Source organism: Flavobacterium sp., assembly GCF_036405015.1.
Lineage (GTDB): Bacteria > Bacteroidota > Bacteroidia > Flavobacteriales > Flavobacteriaceae > Flavobacterium.
Genome location: NZ_DASWYK010000196.1, coordinates 1 through 17,531, shown reverse-complemented (window position 1 = coordinate 17,531; position 17,531 = coordinate 1). Strand labels below are relative to the sequence as shown.

At 33.3% G+C, this 17,531-nt stretch carries 12 protein-coding genes; 7 read left to right on the top strand and 5 right to left on the bottom strand.

The window, feature by feature from the left end; translation table 11 throughout:
* The first annotated feature begins 354 nt into the window (after positions 1 to 354).
* The 6 genes from asnB (VGE71_RS16775) (at position 355) to VGE71_RS16750 (ending at position 11,302) form a co-directional block, all read left to right on the top strand.
* A complete protein-coding gene (asnB, locus tag VGE71_RS16775; protein ID WP_144214831.1) occupies positions 355 to 2,031 on the top strand; it encodes an asparagine synthase B in 1,677 nt (558 codons plus the stop codon).
* A 317-nt stretch (positions 2,032 to 2,348) separates the two neighbouring features.
* Positions 2,349 to 3,965, top strand: coding sequence for an asparagine synthase B (gene asnB / locus VGE71_RS16770; protein WP_331139342.1), 1,617 nt, complete (start codon positions 2,349 to 2,351; stop codon positions 3,963 to 3,965).
* Between the two features lie 433 nt (positions 3,966 to 4,398).
* The gene (gyrB, locus tag VGE71_RS16765) at positions 4,399 to 6,339 is read left to right on the top strand and encodes a DNA topoisomerase (ATP-hydrolyzing) subunit B (protein ID WP_331139341.1); all 1,941 of its coding nucleotides are present in this window, start codon (positions 4,399 to 4,401) and stop codon (positions 6,337 to 6,339) included.
* 110 nt (positions 6,340 to 6,449) lie between these two features.
* Positions 6,450 to 7,385: a malate dehydrogenase gene (gene mdh, locus VGE71_RS16760; protein ID WP_331139340.1), complete on the top strand. Its 936-nt coding sequence runs from the start codon at positions 6,450 to 6,452 to the stop codon at positions 7,383 to 7,385.
* Positions 7,386 to 7,610: 225 nt separating this feature from the next.
* Positions 7,611 to 10,604, top strand: coding sequence for a protein translocase subunit SecDF (gene secDF, locus VGE71_RS16755; protein WP_331139339.1), 2,994 nt, complete (start codon positions 7,611 to 7,613; stop codon positions 10,602 to 10,604).
* A gap of 83 nt (positions 10,605 to 10,687) precedes the next feature.
* Complete coding sequence (locus VGE71_RS16750) at positions 10,688 to 11,302, top strand: acyloxyacyl hydrolase (protein WP_331139338.1); 615 nt, start codon at positions 10,688 to 10,690, stop codon at positions 11,300 to 11,302.
* A 57-nt stretch (positions 11,303 to 11,359) separates the two neighbouring features.
* On the opposite strand, the gene lgt is transcribed toward VGE71_RS16750, so the two are convergent.
* The 5 genes from lgt to VGE71_RS16725 form a co-directional block, all read right to left on the bottom strand.
* Complete coding sequence (lgt, locus tag VGE71_RS16745) at positions 11,360 to 12,292, bottom strand: prolipoprotein diacylglyceryl transferase (protein WP_331139337.1); 933 nt, start codon at positions 12,290 to 12,292, stop codon at positions 11,360 to 11,362.
* A 52-nt stretch (positions 12,293 to 12,344) separates the two neighbouring features.
* Complete coding sequence (yidD, locus tag VGE71_RS16740) at positions 12,345 to 12,605, bottom strand: membrane protein insertion efficiency factor YidD (RefSeq protein WP_331139336.1); 261 nt, start codon at positions 12,603 to 12,605, stop codon at positions 12,345 to 12,347.
* Between the two features lie 82 nt (positions 12,606 to 12,687).
* Positions 12,688 to 14,169, bottom strand: coding sequence for a cysteine--tRNA ligase (cysS, locus tag VGE71_RS16735; RefSeq protein WP_331139335.1), 1,482 nt, complete (start codon positions 14,167 to 14,169; stop codon positions 12,688 to 12,690).
* Positions 14,170 to 14,252: 83 nt separating this feature from the next.
* Positions 14,253 to 14,924, bottom strand: coding sequence for a GTP cyclohydrolase I FolE (gene folE, locus VGE71_RS16730; protein ID WP_144214822.1), 672 nt, complete (start codon positions 14,922 to 14,924; stop codon positions 14,253 to 14,255).
* A gap of 185 nt (positions 14,925 to 15,109) precedes the next feature.
* Positions 15,110 to 16,306, bottom strand: coding sequence for a pyridoxal phosphate-dependent aminotransferase (locus VGE71_RS16725; RefSeq protein WP_331139334.1), 1,197 nt, complete (start codon positions 16,304 to 16,306; stop codon positions 15,110 to 15,112).
* Between the two features lie 123 nt (positions 16,307 to 16,429).
* Between VGE71_RS16725 and VGE71_RS16720 the strand changes: the two genes are divergently transcribed.
* Positions 16,430 to 17,531 (top strand): signal protein PDZ (locus VGE71_RS16720; RefSeq protein ID WP_331139333.1); only part of this gene is annotated, 1,102 nt, incomplete at its 3' end.

Sequence of the window (17,531 nt, the reverse complement as noted above, 5' to 3'; positions counted from 1 at the left end):
AATAGGTAGGTAAAACGGAAAAATAATTATTTTATTCAACGGGTTGTTTTGGTTTTAAAGCAATTTTAGAACAATTTTCTCTTCTTGCTTTATGAATCTTTCAATTGTATCAGAATAACTCAAAATTTAATTCAAATATTTGTTTAAAACTTTAAATTTTAAAGCGGTTTTCTGTTCAAAATTAAAATTTTCAAGTTTTGAGCTTTTTTTGATGTTAAAATTTTACATTTTATATGTAAAAATAAAATTATGGTTTAAAATTGTAATTGAAATTGATGTTTGTGTTTTTCAATTGTAACTAATACTTCATCTTTGCCCTATCAAAATAAAATTTATAAAATAAAATATAGAATTATGTGTGGAATTGTATGTGCCTTTGATCTTAAACAAAAAGCCGAAGCGTTAAGACCTCAAGTATTAGAAATGTCAAAAATCATTCGTCACCGTGGACCAGACTGGAGCGGAATTTACAGCAATGATAAAGCAATTCTTTCTCACGAGCGTTTGGCAATTGTAGATCCAGCTTCAGGAAAACAACCTTTATTTACAGAGGATAAAAAATTGGTTTTGGCTGCAAATGGTGAAATTTACAATCACAGAGATTTGCGTAAACAATTCGAAGGAAAATATAACTTTCAAACAGAAAGTGACTGCGAAGTTATTTTAGCTTTATACAGAGAAAAAGGGGTAAACTTCGTTGATGAATTAAACGGAATCTTCGGTTTTGCAATTTATGATGTTGATAAAGATGAGTATTTCGTTGCTCGTGATCATATGGGAATTATTCCATTATACATTGGATGGGATCAACACGGAACTTTCTACGTAGCTTCTGAATTAAAAGCTCTTGAAGGATATTGTACAAAAATCGAGTTATTTCCTCCAGGACACTATTTGTCAAGTAAAGACGGAGAATTTGTACAATGGTACAAAAGAGATTGGACAGAGTATGATGCAGTAAAAGACAACGAAACAAGCATTCCTGAAATCAGAAAAGCGCTTGAAGCAGCAGTTCACAGACAATTAATGAGTGATGTTCCTTACGGAGTTTTACTTTCTGGAGGTTTAGATTCTTCTATTACTTCAGCTGTAGCTAAGAAATTTGCTCAAAAAAGAATTGAATCTGATGATACAACAGATGCTTGGTATCCGCAATTACACTCTTTCTCAGTTGGTTTAGAAGGTTCGCCTGATTTAGCAGCAGCAAGAAAAGTAGCAGATCATATTGGAACAATTCACCACGAAATCAAATTTACAATTCAAGAAGGTCTAGATGCCGTTCGTGATGTAATTTACAACTTAGAAACTTATGATGTGACTACAGTTAGAGCTTCGACTCCAATGTGGTTAATGGCGAGAGTGATCAAATCTATGGGAATTAAAATGGTTCTTTCAGGAGAAGGAGCAGATGAGTTGTTTGGTGGATATTTATACTTCCACAAAGCACCAAATGCAAAAGAATTCCACGAAGAAAACGTTCGTAAATTAGGTAAACTTCATATGTACGACTGTTTGCGTGCCAACAAAAGTTTAGCTGCTTGGGGAATCGAAGGTCGTGTGCCATTTTTAGATAAAGAATTTATGGATGTTGCAATGCGCATCAATCCACAAGATAAAATGATCAACAAAGAACATCCAATGGAAAAATGGGTGGTTCGTAAAGCTTTCGAAGATATGCTTCCAGAAAGTGTTGCTTGGAGACAAAAAGAGCAATTCTCTGATGGAGTAGGATACAGCTGGATTGATACTTTGAAAGAAGTGGTAGCGAGAGAAGTTTCAGATGAGCAATTGGCAAACGCGAGATTCAAATTCCCATTGCAGACACCAACTTCTAAAGAAGAATATTACTATCGTTCAATCTTTACTGAACATTTCCCAAGTGATGCGGCAGCATTATGTGTGCCTCAAGAAGCAAGTGTGGCTTGTAGTACAAAAATCGCTTTAGAGTGGGACGAAGCTTTCAAAAACATGAACGATCCATCTGGAAGAGCTGTAGCAAGTGTTCACGATGATGCTTATGTAAAAGCTTAAATACGAGTTTAATTTTTAGAATTAGTATATATATTGCCGAAAGACGTTCTTGTAAAAGAACGTCTTTCTTGTCTAAAATTGTTAAATTCTAGATTTCAGCTCTTTATAAAAAGTTTTTGGTAATTAGTAACCTTACTTTTTTTATATTTGGCATTCTCCGAATCAAAATTGAAAAACCTTAGATTTTAATTTAAGAAAATATAGGAAAGCAAAAAATAATATTTAGTTTTGCTTTTAGTGAAAAATTTTAATGATTTTTTAATGCGCAGCTTAATTTTAAGTTTTGTGTAATGCAATTAAATAATAAATAGAATACTATGTCTGGATTGTTAGCCGTAATTGGTAAAGGAAAAGACCCCAAACTTGTAAAAGAACTTTCAGAAAGAATGTCGTATCGAGGTCCTGATGAAAGTGATGTTCATATTATGGAAAATGGCAGTATACTTTGCCATGAAAGTCTATCAATCATTGATCTTAATTCGGGGAAACAACCAATTCAGGGAACAAATAAAGCTTGGATGGTTCATGATGGTGAAATTTATAATTATCAAGAATTAAAAGATACTGTTTTAAAACATCATACTTTTAGAACAGAATCAGATTCAGAGGTAATTGTGCATCTGTATGAAGAGTTTGGTTATGACTTTTGTAATAAACTGGATGGCGATTTTGCTTTCGTAATTATCGATGGTGATAATTATATTGCAGGAAGAGATCCAATTGGGGTAAAACCTCTGTATTATGGATTAGATGAAAGAGGAAGAATTTATTTCTCTTCGGAAATGAAATCAATTGCAGATCAGTGTAAATCATTTTCAACTTTTCCTCCGGGACATTATTATACAGCAAAAAAAGGTTTTGTAAAATATTATCATCCGGAATACGAAGATCATAAAAATGCAAATCACTCTTTAGATTTTGATGCAATTCGTCAGAGTTTAATTGATGCTACCAGTAAAAGATTATTAGCTAATGTTCCTGTTGGTGTAATACTATCAGGAGGTTTAGATTCGTCTTTGACTTCTTCTATTGCTTCCCGAATAGTAAAAGAAAACAGACAGAAGTTGCATTCTTTTTCAATTGGTCTAGATGCTGATTCACCAGATAATATTATTGCCAGAAAAGCGGCGGCGTTTTTAGGAACAGAACATCATGAAATTCATTTTTCTGTAGAAGAAGGCGTTCAGATTTTAGAAAAAGTAATTTATCATATCGAGACTTATGATATTATTTCGGTAAGATCTGGAGTGCCAATGTATTTGTTGTCTAAAGCTATAGCTGATCAGGGAGTGAAAGTTATTTTGTCTGGAGAAGGTGCCGATGAAGTTTTTGGAGGACATTTGTATTTTAGAAATGCACCATCAACAGAAGAATTTCAGGACGAAACCATAGAAAGAGTTCAAAAGTTATTTACGGCAGACTTACTTCGTGCAGACAAAACAACAATGGCGCATGGATTAGAAGTGAGATTTCCGTTTTTAGATACTACATTTTTAGATACTAATATCCGAATTAAAACAGAAGAAAAACAGCCTAAAACTTATGATGGAATTGAAAAATACATTTTAAGAAAGGCATTTGATACACCCGAAGATCCTTATTTACCGTCAGAAGTTTTATGGCGTCAGAAAGAGCAATTTTCGGATGGAGTAGGATATGATTGGGTTGATAAGTTAATTGAATATTGTGCATCTCAGGTTACAGATGAACAGCTGGCAGGAGCAACTGCAGAGTTTCCGTATAATTCTCCAACAACTAAAGAAGCTTACTTGTATCGTTCGATTTTTCATAAATACTACCCACAGATCAGTGCGGCGCATACAGTGCGTAAATGGATACCGAAATGGCAAGAAAACCTTGATCCAAGTGGAAGAGCAAATGCAGCTCACTTGAAAGGAAATTTCGAAAGCGTAAAATCTGGAGTAGCGGTCTGAAAAAGATAAAATCCAATTTTAAAATTCCAAATACCAAAAAGAAGAATTTTTAAATAAAATAAATTCCAAATACCAAAATTGAAACCGATTTAAAAACCGAAATGCATTAAGGTGTGATTTCGGTTTTTTATTTTTATACATTTAGGTTTAAAGTTTTGAAAGTTGAATTTGAAATTTTAGACTCAGAGTTTTGGAATTTGGAATTTCAAAAATTTGGAGTTTAATTTTAAGAATTGGAATTTCCAAAAATCATTGTTTTTTATGAAATTTTCAGTTTTGGAATTTGGAATTTTAGAAAATTGGAATTTTAATTCTTTTTCAGACAATTGTGTTAATAACTTAACAGCTTTCACTACTATTTTACTGGGTATATAGCCTGCGTTTTTATATATTTGCGTGTTAGACAGTAAATACATTTTTTAGAATAAATTATATGAGCGAAGAAATCAAGAAGAACAATTATTCAGCAGATAGTATTCAGGCATTAGAAGGAATGGAGCACGTAAGAATGCGTCCATCGATGTATATTGGAGATGTAGGAGTTCGAGGACTGCATCATTTAGTTTATGAGGTTGTTGATAACTCTATTGATGAGGCCATGGGAGGGCATTGTGATGCGATCAGTGTCTCAATAAACGAAGATGGTTCTGTTACGGTTGAAGATAACGGACGTGGTATTCCAGTCGATTTACATAAAAAAGAAGGCGTTTCTGCACTTGAGGTAGTAATGACAAAAATCGGAGCCGGAGGTAAATTCGACAAAGATTCATATAAAGTTTCTGGAGGTCTTCACGGAGTTGGGGTTTCTGTAGTAAATGCGCTTTCTCTTCACATGAAATCTACTGTTTTTAGAGAAGGAAAAATCTACGAACAAGAATACGAAAGAGGAAAATCATTATATCCGGTAAAACAAATCGGAGAAACAGATAAAAGAGGTACACGTCAGACTTTCTTTCCAGACGATACTATTTTTACGCAAACAACTGAGTTTTCATACGATACGCTTTCAGCACGTATGCGAGAACTTTCTTTCTTGAACAAAGGAATTACAATCACTTTTACAGATAAAAGAGAAGTTGACGACAAAGGCGAATTCAGAAGCGAAGTTTTTCATTCTGATGAAGGTCTTAAAGAATATATTCGTTATTTAGATGGTAACCGTGAGCCAATTGTTTCTCACGTTATCAGCATGGATAATGATAAAGGAGAAATTCCGGTTGAGGTTGCCTTAATCTATAATACAAGTTATACAGAGAATATTTTCTCTTATGTAAATAATATCAATACTCACGAAGGAGGAACGCACTTACAAGGTTTTAGAAGTGGTTTGACAAGAACACTTAAAAAATATGCGGATGCTTCTGGTTTATTGGATAAATTAAAATTCGAAATTGCTGGAGATGACTTCCGTGAAGGATTAACAGCAATTATTTCGGTAAAAGTATCTGAGCCTCAATTTGAGGGTCAGACTAAAACAAAACTTGGAAACAGAGAAGTAGTTTCTCCAGTTTCTCAAGCAGTTGGAGAAATGTTGGAAAATTATTTGGAAGAAAATCCAAATGATGCCAAGTTGATTATCCAGAAAGTAATCTTAGCAGCACAAGCACGTCACGCAGCGAAAAAAGCACGTGAAATGGTACAGCGTAAAACCGTTATGGGCGGCGGTGGACTTCCTGGAAAACTTTCAGATTGTTCAGAACAAGATCCTGCAAGATGTGAGGTTTACCTTGTCGAGGGAGATTCGGCTGGTGGAACAGCAAAACAAGGACGTGATCGTAACTTTCAAGCGATTTTGCCTTTACGTGGTAAAATCTTGAACGTTGAAAAAGCGATGCATCATAAAGTATTCGAAAACGAAGAGATTAGAAATATTTTTACAGCTCTTGGAGTAACAGTTGGAACTGCAGAAGATAGTAAAGCATTAAATCTTGAAAAACTAAGATATCATAAAGTAATCATCATGTGTGATGCCGATGTCGATGGTAGTCACATTTCTACCTTAATATTAACGTTCTTCTTCCGTTTCATGAAAGAGCTTATCGAAGAAGGGCACGTATATATCGCAGCGCCACCTTTATACTTAGTTAAAAAAGGAAACAAAAAAGAATATGCTTGGAATGATGTTCAACGTGATCAGGCCAACGAAAGAATGGGAGGAAGTGCTAATATTCAACGTTATAAAGGTCTTGGAGAGATGAACGCAGAGCAATTGTGGGAAACTACAATGGATCCAAACTTTAGAACTTTACGTCAAGTAAATATTGATAGTTTGGCAGAAGCTGACCAAGTTTTCTCTATGTTAATGGGTGATGAAGTACCACCTCGTAGAGAGTTTATCGAGAAAAATGCAGTTTATGCAAATATTGATGCATAAAATGAAAAATTAATAATTTCAATTCGTTTAATTGTTTAAATTTACTAGACAATTAAACGAATTGTCTTTTTAAAGAATAGGCAATATTAATAACCGATAAAGTATAAAATATGAAAGTTACCATTGTAGGAGCAGGAAATGTTGGAGCTACATGTGCAGATGTTATTTCTTATAGAGGAATTGCAAGCGAAGTAGTATTGTTGGATATTAAAGAAGGTTTTGCAGAAGGTAAGGCATTGGATATTACACAGTGCGCTACAAATACTGGTTTTAATACAAAAGTATCTGGCGTAACCAATGATTATTCTAAAACTGCAGGAAGTGATGTAGTGGTGATTACATCAGGAATTCCGAGAAAGCCAGGAATGACAAGAGAAGAGTTAATAGGTATAAACGCGGGAATTGTAAAAGCAGTTGCTGAAAATGTATTGAAATATTCTCCAGACACAATTATTGTAGTAGTGTCAAACCCAATGGATACTATGACGTATTTGGCTTTAAAAGCAACAGGTCTTCCAAAAAATAGAATTATAGGAATGGGTGGAGCTTTAGATAGTTCGCGTTTTAGAACCTATCTTTCATTGGCTTTAGATAAACCAGCAAATGATATTTCGGCAATGGTAATTGGAGGTCATGGTGATACCACTATGATTCCATTAACGCGTCTGGCTTCTTATAATGGTATACCAGTAACAGAATTTCTTTCAGAAGAAGTATTGCAAAAAGTTGCTGCAGACACCATGGTAGGTGGAGCAACACTTACAGGTTTACTTGGAACTTCTGCTTGGTACGCTCCTGGAGCTTCGGTGGCTTACTTGGTAGATAGTATTTTGAATGATCAAAAGAAAATGATCGCATGTTCTGTTTTTGTAGAAGGAGAATATGGTCAAAATGATATTTGTATAGGAGTACCTTGTATAATTGGTAAAAATGGAGTAGAAGAAATCTTAGATATTAACTTAAATGATCAAGAAAAAGCATTATTTGCGAAAAGTGCAGATGCAGTTCGTAGCATGAATGAGGCTTTAAAGACGATTTTAGTGTAATAAAAAACGAAATAAAAGAAAAAGGCTGCACTTTTGCAGTCTTTTTTTTGCGATTAATTAATAAATTAATTGGTTAATATTTTCGTTAATTATATATTTGCTCGGTTTAAAAAAAAATTGGTAATTCGTGATCTCGTATTTTTGTTTTAAAAAATCATGTCAGGGCTTATTTTATGGGACTTTAAAACAAAAACAAAAATAAAACATAATTAATTTTTAGTAATAATGCAGAATAAAGGACTTATTAAATTTTTCGCAATTCTATTTGCATTGGTAAGTATTTACCAACTATCATTCACTTTTGTGGCAAATGGTGTCAAAAGTGAAGCTAAAGCTTTTGCAGGTGACAACCCTGATAAAGAGCTGAAATATTTAGATTCTATTGGTAAAGAAAAAGTATTAAATCTTGGTTTTACTGATTTCACTTATAATGAAGTGAAAAACAAACAACTTAATAAAGGTCTTGACTTAGAAGGAGGAATCAACGTAATTCTTCAAATTTCTATTAAAGATGTATTAAAAGGTTTAGCTAATAATTCTAAAAATCCAGTATTTAATAAATCTTTAGCTGATGCTTCTGCAAATTTAGAAGGAAACAAAACATATTTAAATAAGTTCTTCGAAGCTTTTGAAGCAAATTCAAAAGGAAGTGTGAAATTGGCATCGCCAGATATTTTTGCAAACAGAAGTCTTCAAGGAGATGGTGGTGTAGATTTTCAAATGTCTGATGCTCAGGTTCAAAAAGTAATCAAAAGAAAAGTTGATGAGTCTGTAGAAAGTGCTTTTAAAGTATTAAGAGAGCGTATCGACAAATTTGGAGTTACACAACCAAACATCCAGAAATTAGGAGAAACAGGAAGAATCTTGGTAGAGCTTCCAGGTGCTAAGGATGTTGATAGAATTAAAAAATTATTAGGTGGAAAAGCTCAATTAGAGTTCTGGGAAACTTACAAAATTGAAGAAATCGGAAACTTCTTAGTAGCAGCTAACGAAGCTTTAAAGAAAACTGAAGTTAAAAAAGTAGAAACTAAAACTGTTGCTAAAGATTCATTGAATGCTTTATTAACAGATGATACTAAAGATTCTACTGCAGCTAAAAAAGGAAACAATCCTTTATTTGATAAAATTATCGGTCAAGGTGGTGGACCAGTTTTAGGTTATTTTGCACCAAAAGATACAGCAACTATCAATGCTTATTTTAAAAGACCAGAAATTAGAGTTTTATTGGCAGCTGACCAACATTATGCAAAATTTGTTTGGAGTAAGCCAACTACAATAAAAGATCAAAAAGCGAAAGATTTAGCAAGTGCTAAAGATATTGAAGTTGTTGAATTATATGCTTTAAAAGGAAACAGAGACAACAATCCAGCAATGAGCGGTGGTGTTGTTACTGATGCAAAAGATACTTTTGACCAAATGGGTAAACCTGCGGTTTCTATGCAAATGAACAGCCAAGGGGCTAAAGTTTGGGAAGAATTAACAGGTAGAGCATTTGCTCAAAAAAGTTATATCGCAATTGTTTTAGATGATATCGTATATTCTGCTCCAGGTGTAACAAGCGGTCCTATTGCTGGAGGAAGATCTGAGATTACAGGTTCATTTGATGTTGCTGAAACTAAAGATTTAGCGAACGTATTAAATGCAGGTAAATTACCAGCTTCTGCAGATATTATTCAGTCAACTGTTGTTGGTCCATCTTTAGGACAGGCAGCTATTGATGCAGGTACAATTTCTTCTGTATTAGGATTCTTATTAGTTTGTGTTTGGATGGTATTCTATTATGGTAAAGCTGGTTGGTATGCAAACCTTGCTTTGTTGTTAAACTTACTATTCTTATTCGGAATTATGGCAAGTTTTGGTTTCGTATTAACATTGCCAGGTATTGCAGGTATCGTGTTAACATTAGGTACTGCGGTAGATGCGAACATTATTATCTATGAAAGAGCAAAAGAGGAATTACGTGAAGGAAAATCTCTTTCTGAAGCAGTTCAAGCTTCTTATGGATGGCATGGTGCAATGCGTTCTATTATCGACGCTAACGTTACTCACGTTTTAACTGGAGCAATCTTGTTTATCTTTGGTACAGGTCCAATCAAAGGTTTCGCATTGACATTGTTAATCGGTATTGTAACTTCATTGTTTACATCAATTTTTATTGCTAGAATTTTCATTGATAGAAATATTCTTGGAAAAGCAGATTTAACTTTCTCAACAAACATTACTAAAAACTGGTTTACAAACTTCCACTTTGACTTTATTAAAGTTAAAAAATTCACTTATATCTTCTCTTCTATTGTAACTGTAGTAAGTTTAGTTTCTATCTTCTTCGTTAACGGATTAGATGAAGGTGTTGATTTTGTTGGAGGTAGAACTTTCCAAGTTAAATTTGAAAAAGCTGTAGATGCTACTGCAGTTTCAGATGAATTATCTGCTGCTTTTGGTACTCCAGTTGAAGCTAAAATTTTAGGTGATGATGATCAATTGAAAATCACTACTAAATATAAAATTAAAGAAGATGGTGTTGCTATTGATGAAGAAGTAAACCAGAAATTATACAATTCTTTGCAGAAATATTTCCCAAATACTTCTTACGATAAATTCATTAACTCTTACAATGGTAAAACAGTAGGTGTATTGCAAGCTTCTAAAGTTGGAGCTTCTATCTCTGAGGATATCAAAACGAACTCATACTGGGCAGTTCTTGGAGCGATGGCAGTTATTTTCTTATACTTAATGGTTTCTTTCCGTAAATGGCAATATTCATTAGGTGCGATTGCAGCTGTTGCACACGACGTAGTGTTTGTATTAGGGGTTTATTCATTATGTTACAAATTCATGCCATTCCACATGGAAATGGATCAGCACTTTATCGCTGCGATCTTAACTGTAATTGGTTATTCTATGAACGATACGGTAATTGTATTTGACAGGGTAAGAGAGTTTATCATCGGAAACCGTAAAGGAAGTTTCGAGGATATCGTAAACGCTTCTATTAATACTACATTATCTAGAACATTGAATACTTCATTAATGATGATCATTGTATTATTAACAATGTTTATCTTCGGTGGAGAATCTATCAGAGGATTTATCTTCGCAATGTTAATTGGTATTATCGTTGGTACTTATTCTTCATTATTTATCGCAACTCCAGTATTGGTTGATACGATTTCAAGTGATGAGAAACATACAATTGAAGACAAACACAATAAGGCATAATTAAGAACCTTATTTTGATATAGAAAGATCCAGTGAAAGCTGGATCTTTTTTTATGTTTGTATTTAAGATTTAATACTAATTTATGATCCAAAAAAGAATATTCTATATTGTGTTATTATTTGTTGTAATACAAGTTAGTGGACAGCAGAGAAATGGTAATTATAGTGTGGGATTAGGTTATGGTTTTGGAAGCGAATTTAATAATGCAGATTATACTTTTGATAATCATTTTTATAAGTTGCAATTGTATTGTAGAATAAAAGAAACCAGAAATTTTCAATTTGAGATTTTGGTGCAACCTGAGATTAATTTTGGAAAACATCAATTGTTGAATTTGTATTTTGTGAAGCCAGAAACTCCAGATTTTGAACAAAAACGAATCGAATATATGCAGTTGAAAGATGTTCACGAATATGTTCTTAATGTTGGCTTTTTGATTAGAAAACCTATAGGAAAAATGTATTCTTGTTATATTTTAGGAAGTGTCGGTCCAATGATTTCTGATACTGAGACAGAACGAATGTCTAAAGGTTTTGCTTTTGCAGATGTTTTAGCGGTTGGTTTTACTGTAGATTATGATAGATTTCAGCTTGATATACGTCCAAGTTTAAGACATGTGTCGAATGCGGGTTTAGGAAGCTCAAATGCGGGATATAATACAAAAAACATTGAATTGGGTATCTCGTATCAATTATAAAAAAAAAACGCCCAACATTTAATTATATTGGGCGTTTTTCTATTTATGTTAATTGTTTTAAGATTCTGCTAAAGGATTTCTCTGAGCTCTAATAATAAAGAATAATCCAATAATGATAAATGGGATACTTAGCCATTGTCCAGTTGAAAAATAACCTAGATTTTCTTCGATTCCTCCTTGGCTTTGTTTTACGAATTCTACAATAAATCGTACTACGAATAAAAGAACTAAAAACAATCCGAATAAGTAACCAGATTTAAGTCTTGTGTTTGTTTTCCAGTATAAGAAATATAGAATAGCAAATACAAAAATATAAGAAAACGATTCGTATAATTGTGCGGGATGTCTCGCAGGAACTTCTGCTAAAAGAGTAGCGAATTTAGGATTTGTTGCAATTGCATTGTATGCTTCTACAGGATCTGGAATTCCGGTTTTTTGCACAGCTTCGTTTTTGCTGAAGGTATCATGTAAAAAACGAATTCCAAATGAAGATGTCGTTTCATTACCAATGATTTCTGAATTGAAGAAGTTTCCTAAACGAACAAAGATAGCGCCACTTGCCACAGGAATTACAATACGATCTAAAATCCATAGAAGCGGACGTTTTAAAATCTTTTTACTGTAGTAATACATCGCAACAATAATAGAAATTGCTGCTCCGTGACTTGCTAATCCTTGGAAACCTGTAAATTCAAATTTTGGTTCAAATCTAAAAGGAAGGAAAATTTCAAGTAAATGATTTCTGAAATATTCCCAATCGTAAAAGAAAACATGACCCAAACGTGCTCCAATTAAAGTTGCAAGAACCGTCCAAACAAATAAAGAATCCAGTTTTTCAAGTGATTCATTTTCTCTTTCAAAAATCTTTTTCATTAGGAACCATCCTAACAAAAAGGCGATTACAAACATTAAGCTGTAATAGCGAATCATAAAAAATCCTAAATTGATTCCCTCTGAAGGGTTCCAAACAAAATTTAAGGCGTGTGTCATGTAAAATGTTTTATATTATTGTAAAAATAAATATTTAATGTAAAGTACCGTTTTATAAAAGGTTAATGTTTTTGTGATTGCATTTCTTTTCTGGTACAGGATCGTAACCACTTTTTCCCCAAGGATGACAGCTCAGAATGCGTTTAATACCTAAAAATCCACCATAAAACAATCCATGGGTTTGTAAAGCCTGAATCATATAAGTGGAACAGGTGGGTTCAAATCTGCAAGATGCTGGTGTAAACGGGGAAATTACTGTTTGATAAAAACGCACCAATAACACAAACGGATATATTAGAATTTTGGATAACATTAAATACGTATTGTTTAGTTTTTGAAACTCTTTATAGGTTGCATTTTAGAGCATTTTGTTACATCCAAAAAAATGATTTTCCTTATTGAATGCTAAAAGATGTTCCTTCTTTTCCGTCCTTAAGTTGTATGCCTAAAGCAATTAACTGGTCTCGAATTTGATCAGAAAGAGCAAAGTTTTTATCTACTCTAGCTTGATTTCTCATTCCAATAAGCATGTTTACTACTCCTTCTAGTTTGTCATTGTCGCCATCAGCACTTTTCTCGTCGTTAAGACCTAAAACATCAAAAACGAAAGCGTTTACAGCTGTAGTAAAATCGGCTAGGTCAGCAGCAGAAATAGTTTCTTTTCCGTCTTTTAATAAGTTGATGTAACGAACTGCTTCAAATAACTGAGCGATTAAAATTGGCGTATTGAAATCGTCATTCATAGCGTCATAGCAAAGTTGTTTCCATGCTGCAAAATCGATAGAACTTGTATTTCCAGCTGTAATATTTGGTAAAGCATCAACTGCTTCCATTAATCTTTTGTATCCTTTTTCAGCAGCAACAATTGCATCATCAGAAAAATCTAAGATACTTCTGTAATGTGCTTGTAGCATAAAGAAACGGGTTACAGAAGCCGAAAATGGTTTGCTTAAGATATTATTATCACCGCTAAGGATTTCGCCTGGTAAAATATTATTTCCAGTCGATTTAGCCATTTTCTTTCCGTTTAAAGTCAGCATATTGGCATGCATCCAGTAATTTACTGGAGATTGACCTGTGCAGGCTTCGTTTTGAGCAATTTCACATTCGTGGTGAGGGAATTTTAAATCCATTCCACCTCCGTGAATATCAAAATGATTACCAAGATATTTAGTACTCATTGCAGTACATTCAAGATGCCATCCTGGAAAACCATCACTCCAAGGCGAAGGCCATCTCATAATATGTTCTGGTTCTGCTCTTTTCCAAAGTGCAAAATCCTGAGGATTTCTCTTATCAGATTGTCCATCAAGATCACGCGTATTTGTCAACATATCATCGATATTTCTACCGCTTAAAATACCGTAGTTATTGGTTTCGTTATACTTTACAACATCAAAATAAACCGATCCATTGGCAACGTAACCGATACCTTTGTCGATGATTTTTTTGATGATTTCAATCTGTTCGATAATATGTCCAGTTGCAGTTGGCTCAATGCTTGGAGGTAAAAAGTTGAAAGCTTTTAGAATGTTATGAAAATCTACAGTATAGCGTTGTACGACTTCCATTGGTTCTAATTGCTCCAAACGTGCTTTTTTAGCAATTTTATCTTCACCTTCATCCACATCATCCACAATATGACCTACATCGGTAATATTACGTACGTAGCGAACTTTGTAATCCAAATGAAGGAAATATCTAAAAATGACGTCAAAAGACATAAAAGTTCTCACATTTCCTAGGTGAACATTACTATATACGGTAGGTCCACAAACATACATTCCAACATTTCCATCATGGATAGGTTTGAAATCTTCTTTTTCGCCTGAAAGCGAATTGTATATTTTTAAGGGCTGACTTGTATATAAAGGCATAGTTTTACTTGTTGTAATTTGTTTAATTTTTGATTTTCAAAAATGATCAATCGATATAAACAATTAATCAATCAACCAAATATTTAAAACTGAGTTTCTAATTTGATGTAGTCAAGAAATTCTCTCTTAGTTTGTGGGTCTTTGAATTTTCCTCCGAATTCAGAAGTTACTGTACTACTTTCGATATCTTTAATTCCGCGTGAATTTACACAAAGGTGTTTAGCGTCGATAACGCAAGCAACGTCTTCTGTTCCTAAAGCTTTTTGAAGTTCTTGAACAATCTGCATTGTTAAACGCTCTTGTACTTGAGGTCTTTTAGCATAATATTCAACAATACGGTTCATTTTAGAAAGACCAATTACTCTTCCACTTGAAATATAAGCTACGTGAGCACGTCCGATGATTGGTAATAAGTGGTGCTCGCAAGTAGAATAAACGGTAATGTTTTTCTCTACCAGCATTTCACCATATTTGTAATTGTTGTCAAAAGTAGAGGCTTTTGGCTGTTTTGCAGGATTTAATCCTCCAAAAATCTCTTTTACAAACATTTTAGCAACTCTATTTGGAGTTCCTTTGATGCTGTCATCTGTCAAATCCATTCCAAGAGTTTGAAGAATGCTTTCGACATCTTTTTTTATTTTTTCTATTTTTTCTTCGTCAGTTATGTCAAAAGCATCTGGTCTTAAAGGGTTTTGAGCATTACTGCTGAAATGACTGTCACCAATTTCGTCTATAAAATCTTCGTTATTTATCATTAAAAACTGCTATTATAATGGGTATATCTTTTTAAGGCGGTAAAGATAATTAATAAATGGGAAACCTTTTCTATGCTTTTTACGATTTAATTGTTCCTTTTTGGATATAATTTAAAATTGACTCAAAAAACAAAAGACAATAACGAAGATCGCTATTGTCTTTTGAAAGTTTAAGTTGGATTGTTTTATCTATTATTGTAAACGGATAAAGCTTCTTTTAAGATGTTTACGGCTGTAATTAAATCCTGTTTGTTTAAAACATAAGCAATACGAACCTGATTTAATCCCATTCCTGGTGTTGAATAAAAACCTTTAGCAGGAGCAATCATTACTGTTTCTCCATTTAAATTATAGCTTTCTAAAAGCCATTGTGCAAAATCATCAGAATCTTTGATTGGGAGTTCTGCGATACAATAAAAAGCACCTTTTGGTTTTGTAACAATAACTCCTTCGATTTTGTTTAATTCTGCGATTAGAGTATTACGGCGTTCTTTATATTCTCCGATTACTTCATCAAAATAACTTTGTGGTGTATCAATTGCAGCCTCGCAAGCAATCTGTTCAATTGTTGGCGGACTTAAACGTGCCTGAGCAAACTTCATTACTGTAGCCAAAACCTCTTTGTTTTTAGTAACCAAACAACCAATTCTAGCGCCACACATACTGTAACGTTTAGAAACAGAATCTACCATGATAACGTTTTGCTGTACATCTTCAAGATTCATTACAGAAAAATGCACATCATCTCCGTCATATAAAAATTCACGATACACTTCATCAGCGATTAAGTATAAATCATGTTTTTTAATCAGGCTTGCTAATTGCTTAATTTCTGTTTCAGAATATAAATATCCAGTCGGATTTCCAGGATTGCAAATCAGAATGGCTTTTGTTTTTGGTGTAATTAGTTTTTCAACTTCTTCAATACTTGGCAAGGCAAATCCTGTTTCGATAGTAGAAACAAGAGGTACTACAGTTGCACTTGTAGAAGAAGCAAACGCGTGGTAATTAGCATAAAAAGGTTCTGGGATAATGATTTCATCTCCAGGATCTGTAATTGTGGCCAGCGCAAATAGTAAGGCTTCAGAACCACCAGTTGTTACAATGATGTCTTCTGGGTTAACGTTTACATTTTGGCGCTGGTAAAAATGAGCTAATTTTTTTCTATAGCTTTCATATCCGGCAGACGGACTGTATTCTATAAGAGTTAAATCAATATTTTTTACCGCCTCGATGGCCACTTCGGGTGTCTTGATATCCGGTTGACCAATGTTTAAGTGATACACCTTGTGTCCTTTTTTCTTTGCTAAATCTGCAAAAGGAGCCAGCTTGCGTATCGGAGATTCAGGCATGTTTTTGCCTTTGTGTGAAATTGTTGGCATGAGTATAAATTATTGAAGTGCAAATTTGCATATTTTTTTCGAATTTAACGTAAACAATACGGGTACTTCTAAAAATGTAACAATAATAAATATATTTAGTAATTTTATAATAAAATATTGTCAATGAAAAAATATATAGTATTGTTTTTTGGGTTATTCTTACCTTTTTTGCTTTTTGGACAAGGCGATTTTTTATTACAAAACAATGCATCAAAGGCTACGATACCTTTTAAACTCATTAACAACCTTATTTTTATTCCTATAAAAGTAAACGGAGTAGAGCTTAATTTTCTATTAGATTCGGGTGTTGAAGAAACAATTTTATTCAGCATGGAAGAAAGACAAGAAGTAAGTTTTAACAATGTTGAAAAAATCAAACTTCGTGGATTGGGAAGCGAAGAAGAAATTGAAGGATTAAAATCAACAAAAAATATTTTAGAAACTCATGGTCTAAAATCTAATGACCATATGGTTTTTATTATTCTCGATCAAAGTTTTAATTTATCTTCTCATATTGGAATTCCAGTTAATGGAATTATCGGTCATAAATTCTTTAGAAATAATTTAGTCGAGATCAATTATCAAAAAAAGAAAATTATAATTCATACGAAGAGTGATAAGTTTCAGCAAAAGCTCGAAAGAAAATTTGAAAAAGTTCCGATCACGATAGAAAGGTCAAAACCTTATTTGGTTGCTATGGCAACGGTTAATAATACTCAGATTCCAGCAAAGTTGCTTATTGATATTGGTAATAGTGATGCATTTTGGATTTTCGAAAATGATAAAATTAAACTGCCAGATAAAAATTTTCCAGACTTTTTAGGAAAAGGATTTAGTGGAGACATTGAAGGACATCGCGCAAAAATTGACGAGTTTTCTATTGATAAATTTGATTTTAGAAAACCTATTGTGTCTTTTCCAGATTCTATTTCTATTCGAAATGTAAAGATGGTTCCAGGACGTATCGGTTCGGTTGGGGGAGAAGTTCTTAAGCGTTTTACTTTGGTACTAAATTATAATGAAAAAGAACTTTATTTAAAGAAAAACAGTAGATTTTCTGAGCCCTTCACCTATAATAAAAGTGGTATTACAATTCAGCATAACGGATTACAATGGGTTCAGGAAACGGTACATTTAGAGACGGTTCAGGTAGCTTCAAGCTTTGACGAAATTAAGGAAAGAGAAAAAAACAACAATAATTTTAAATATAAATTTGCTCTTAAGC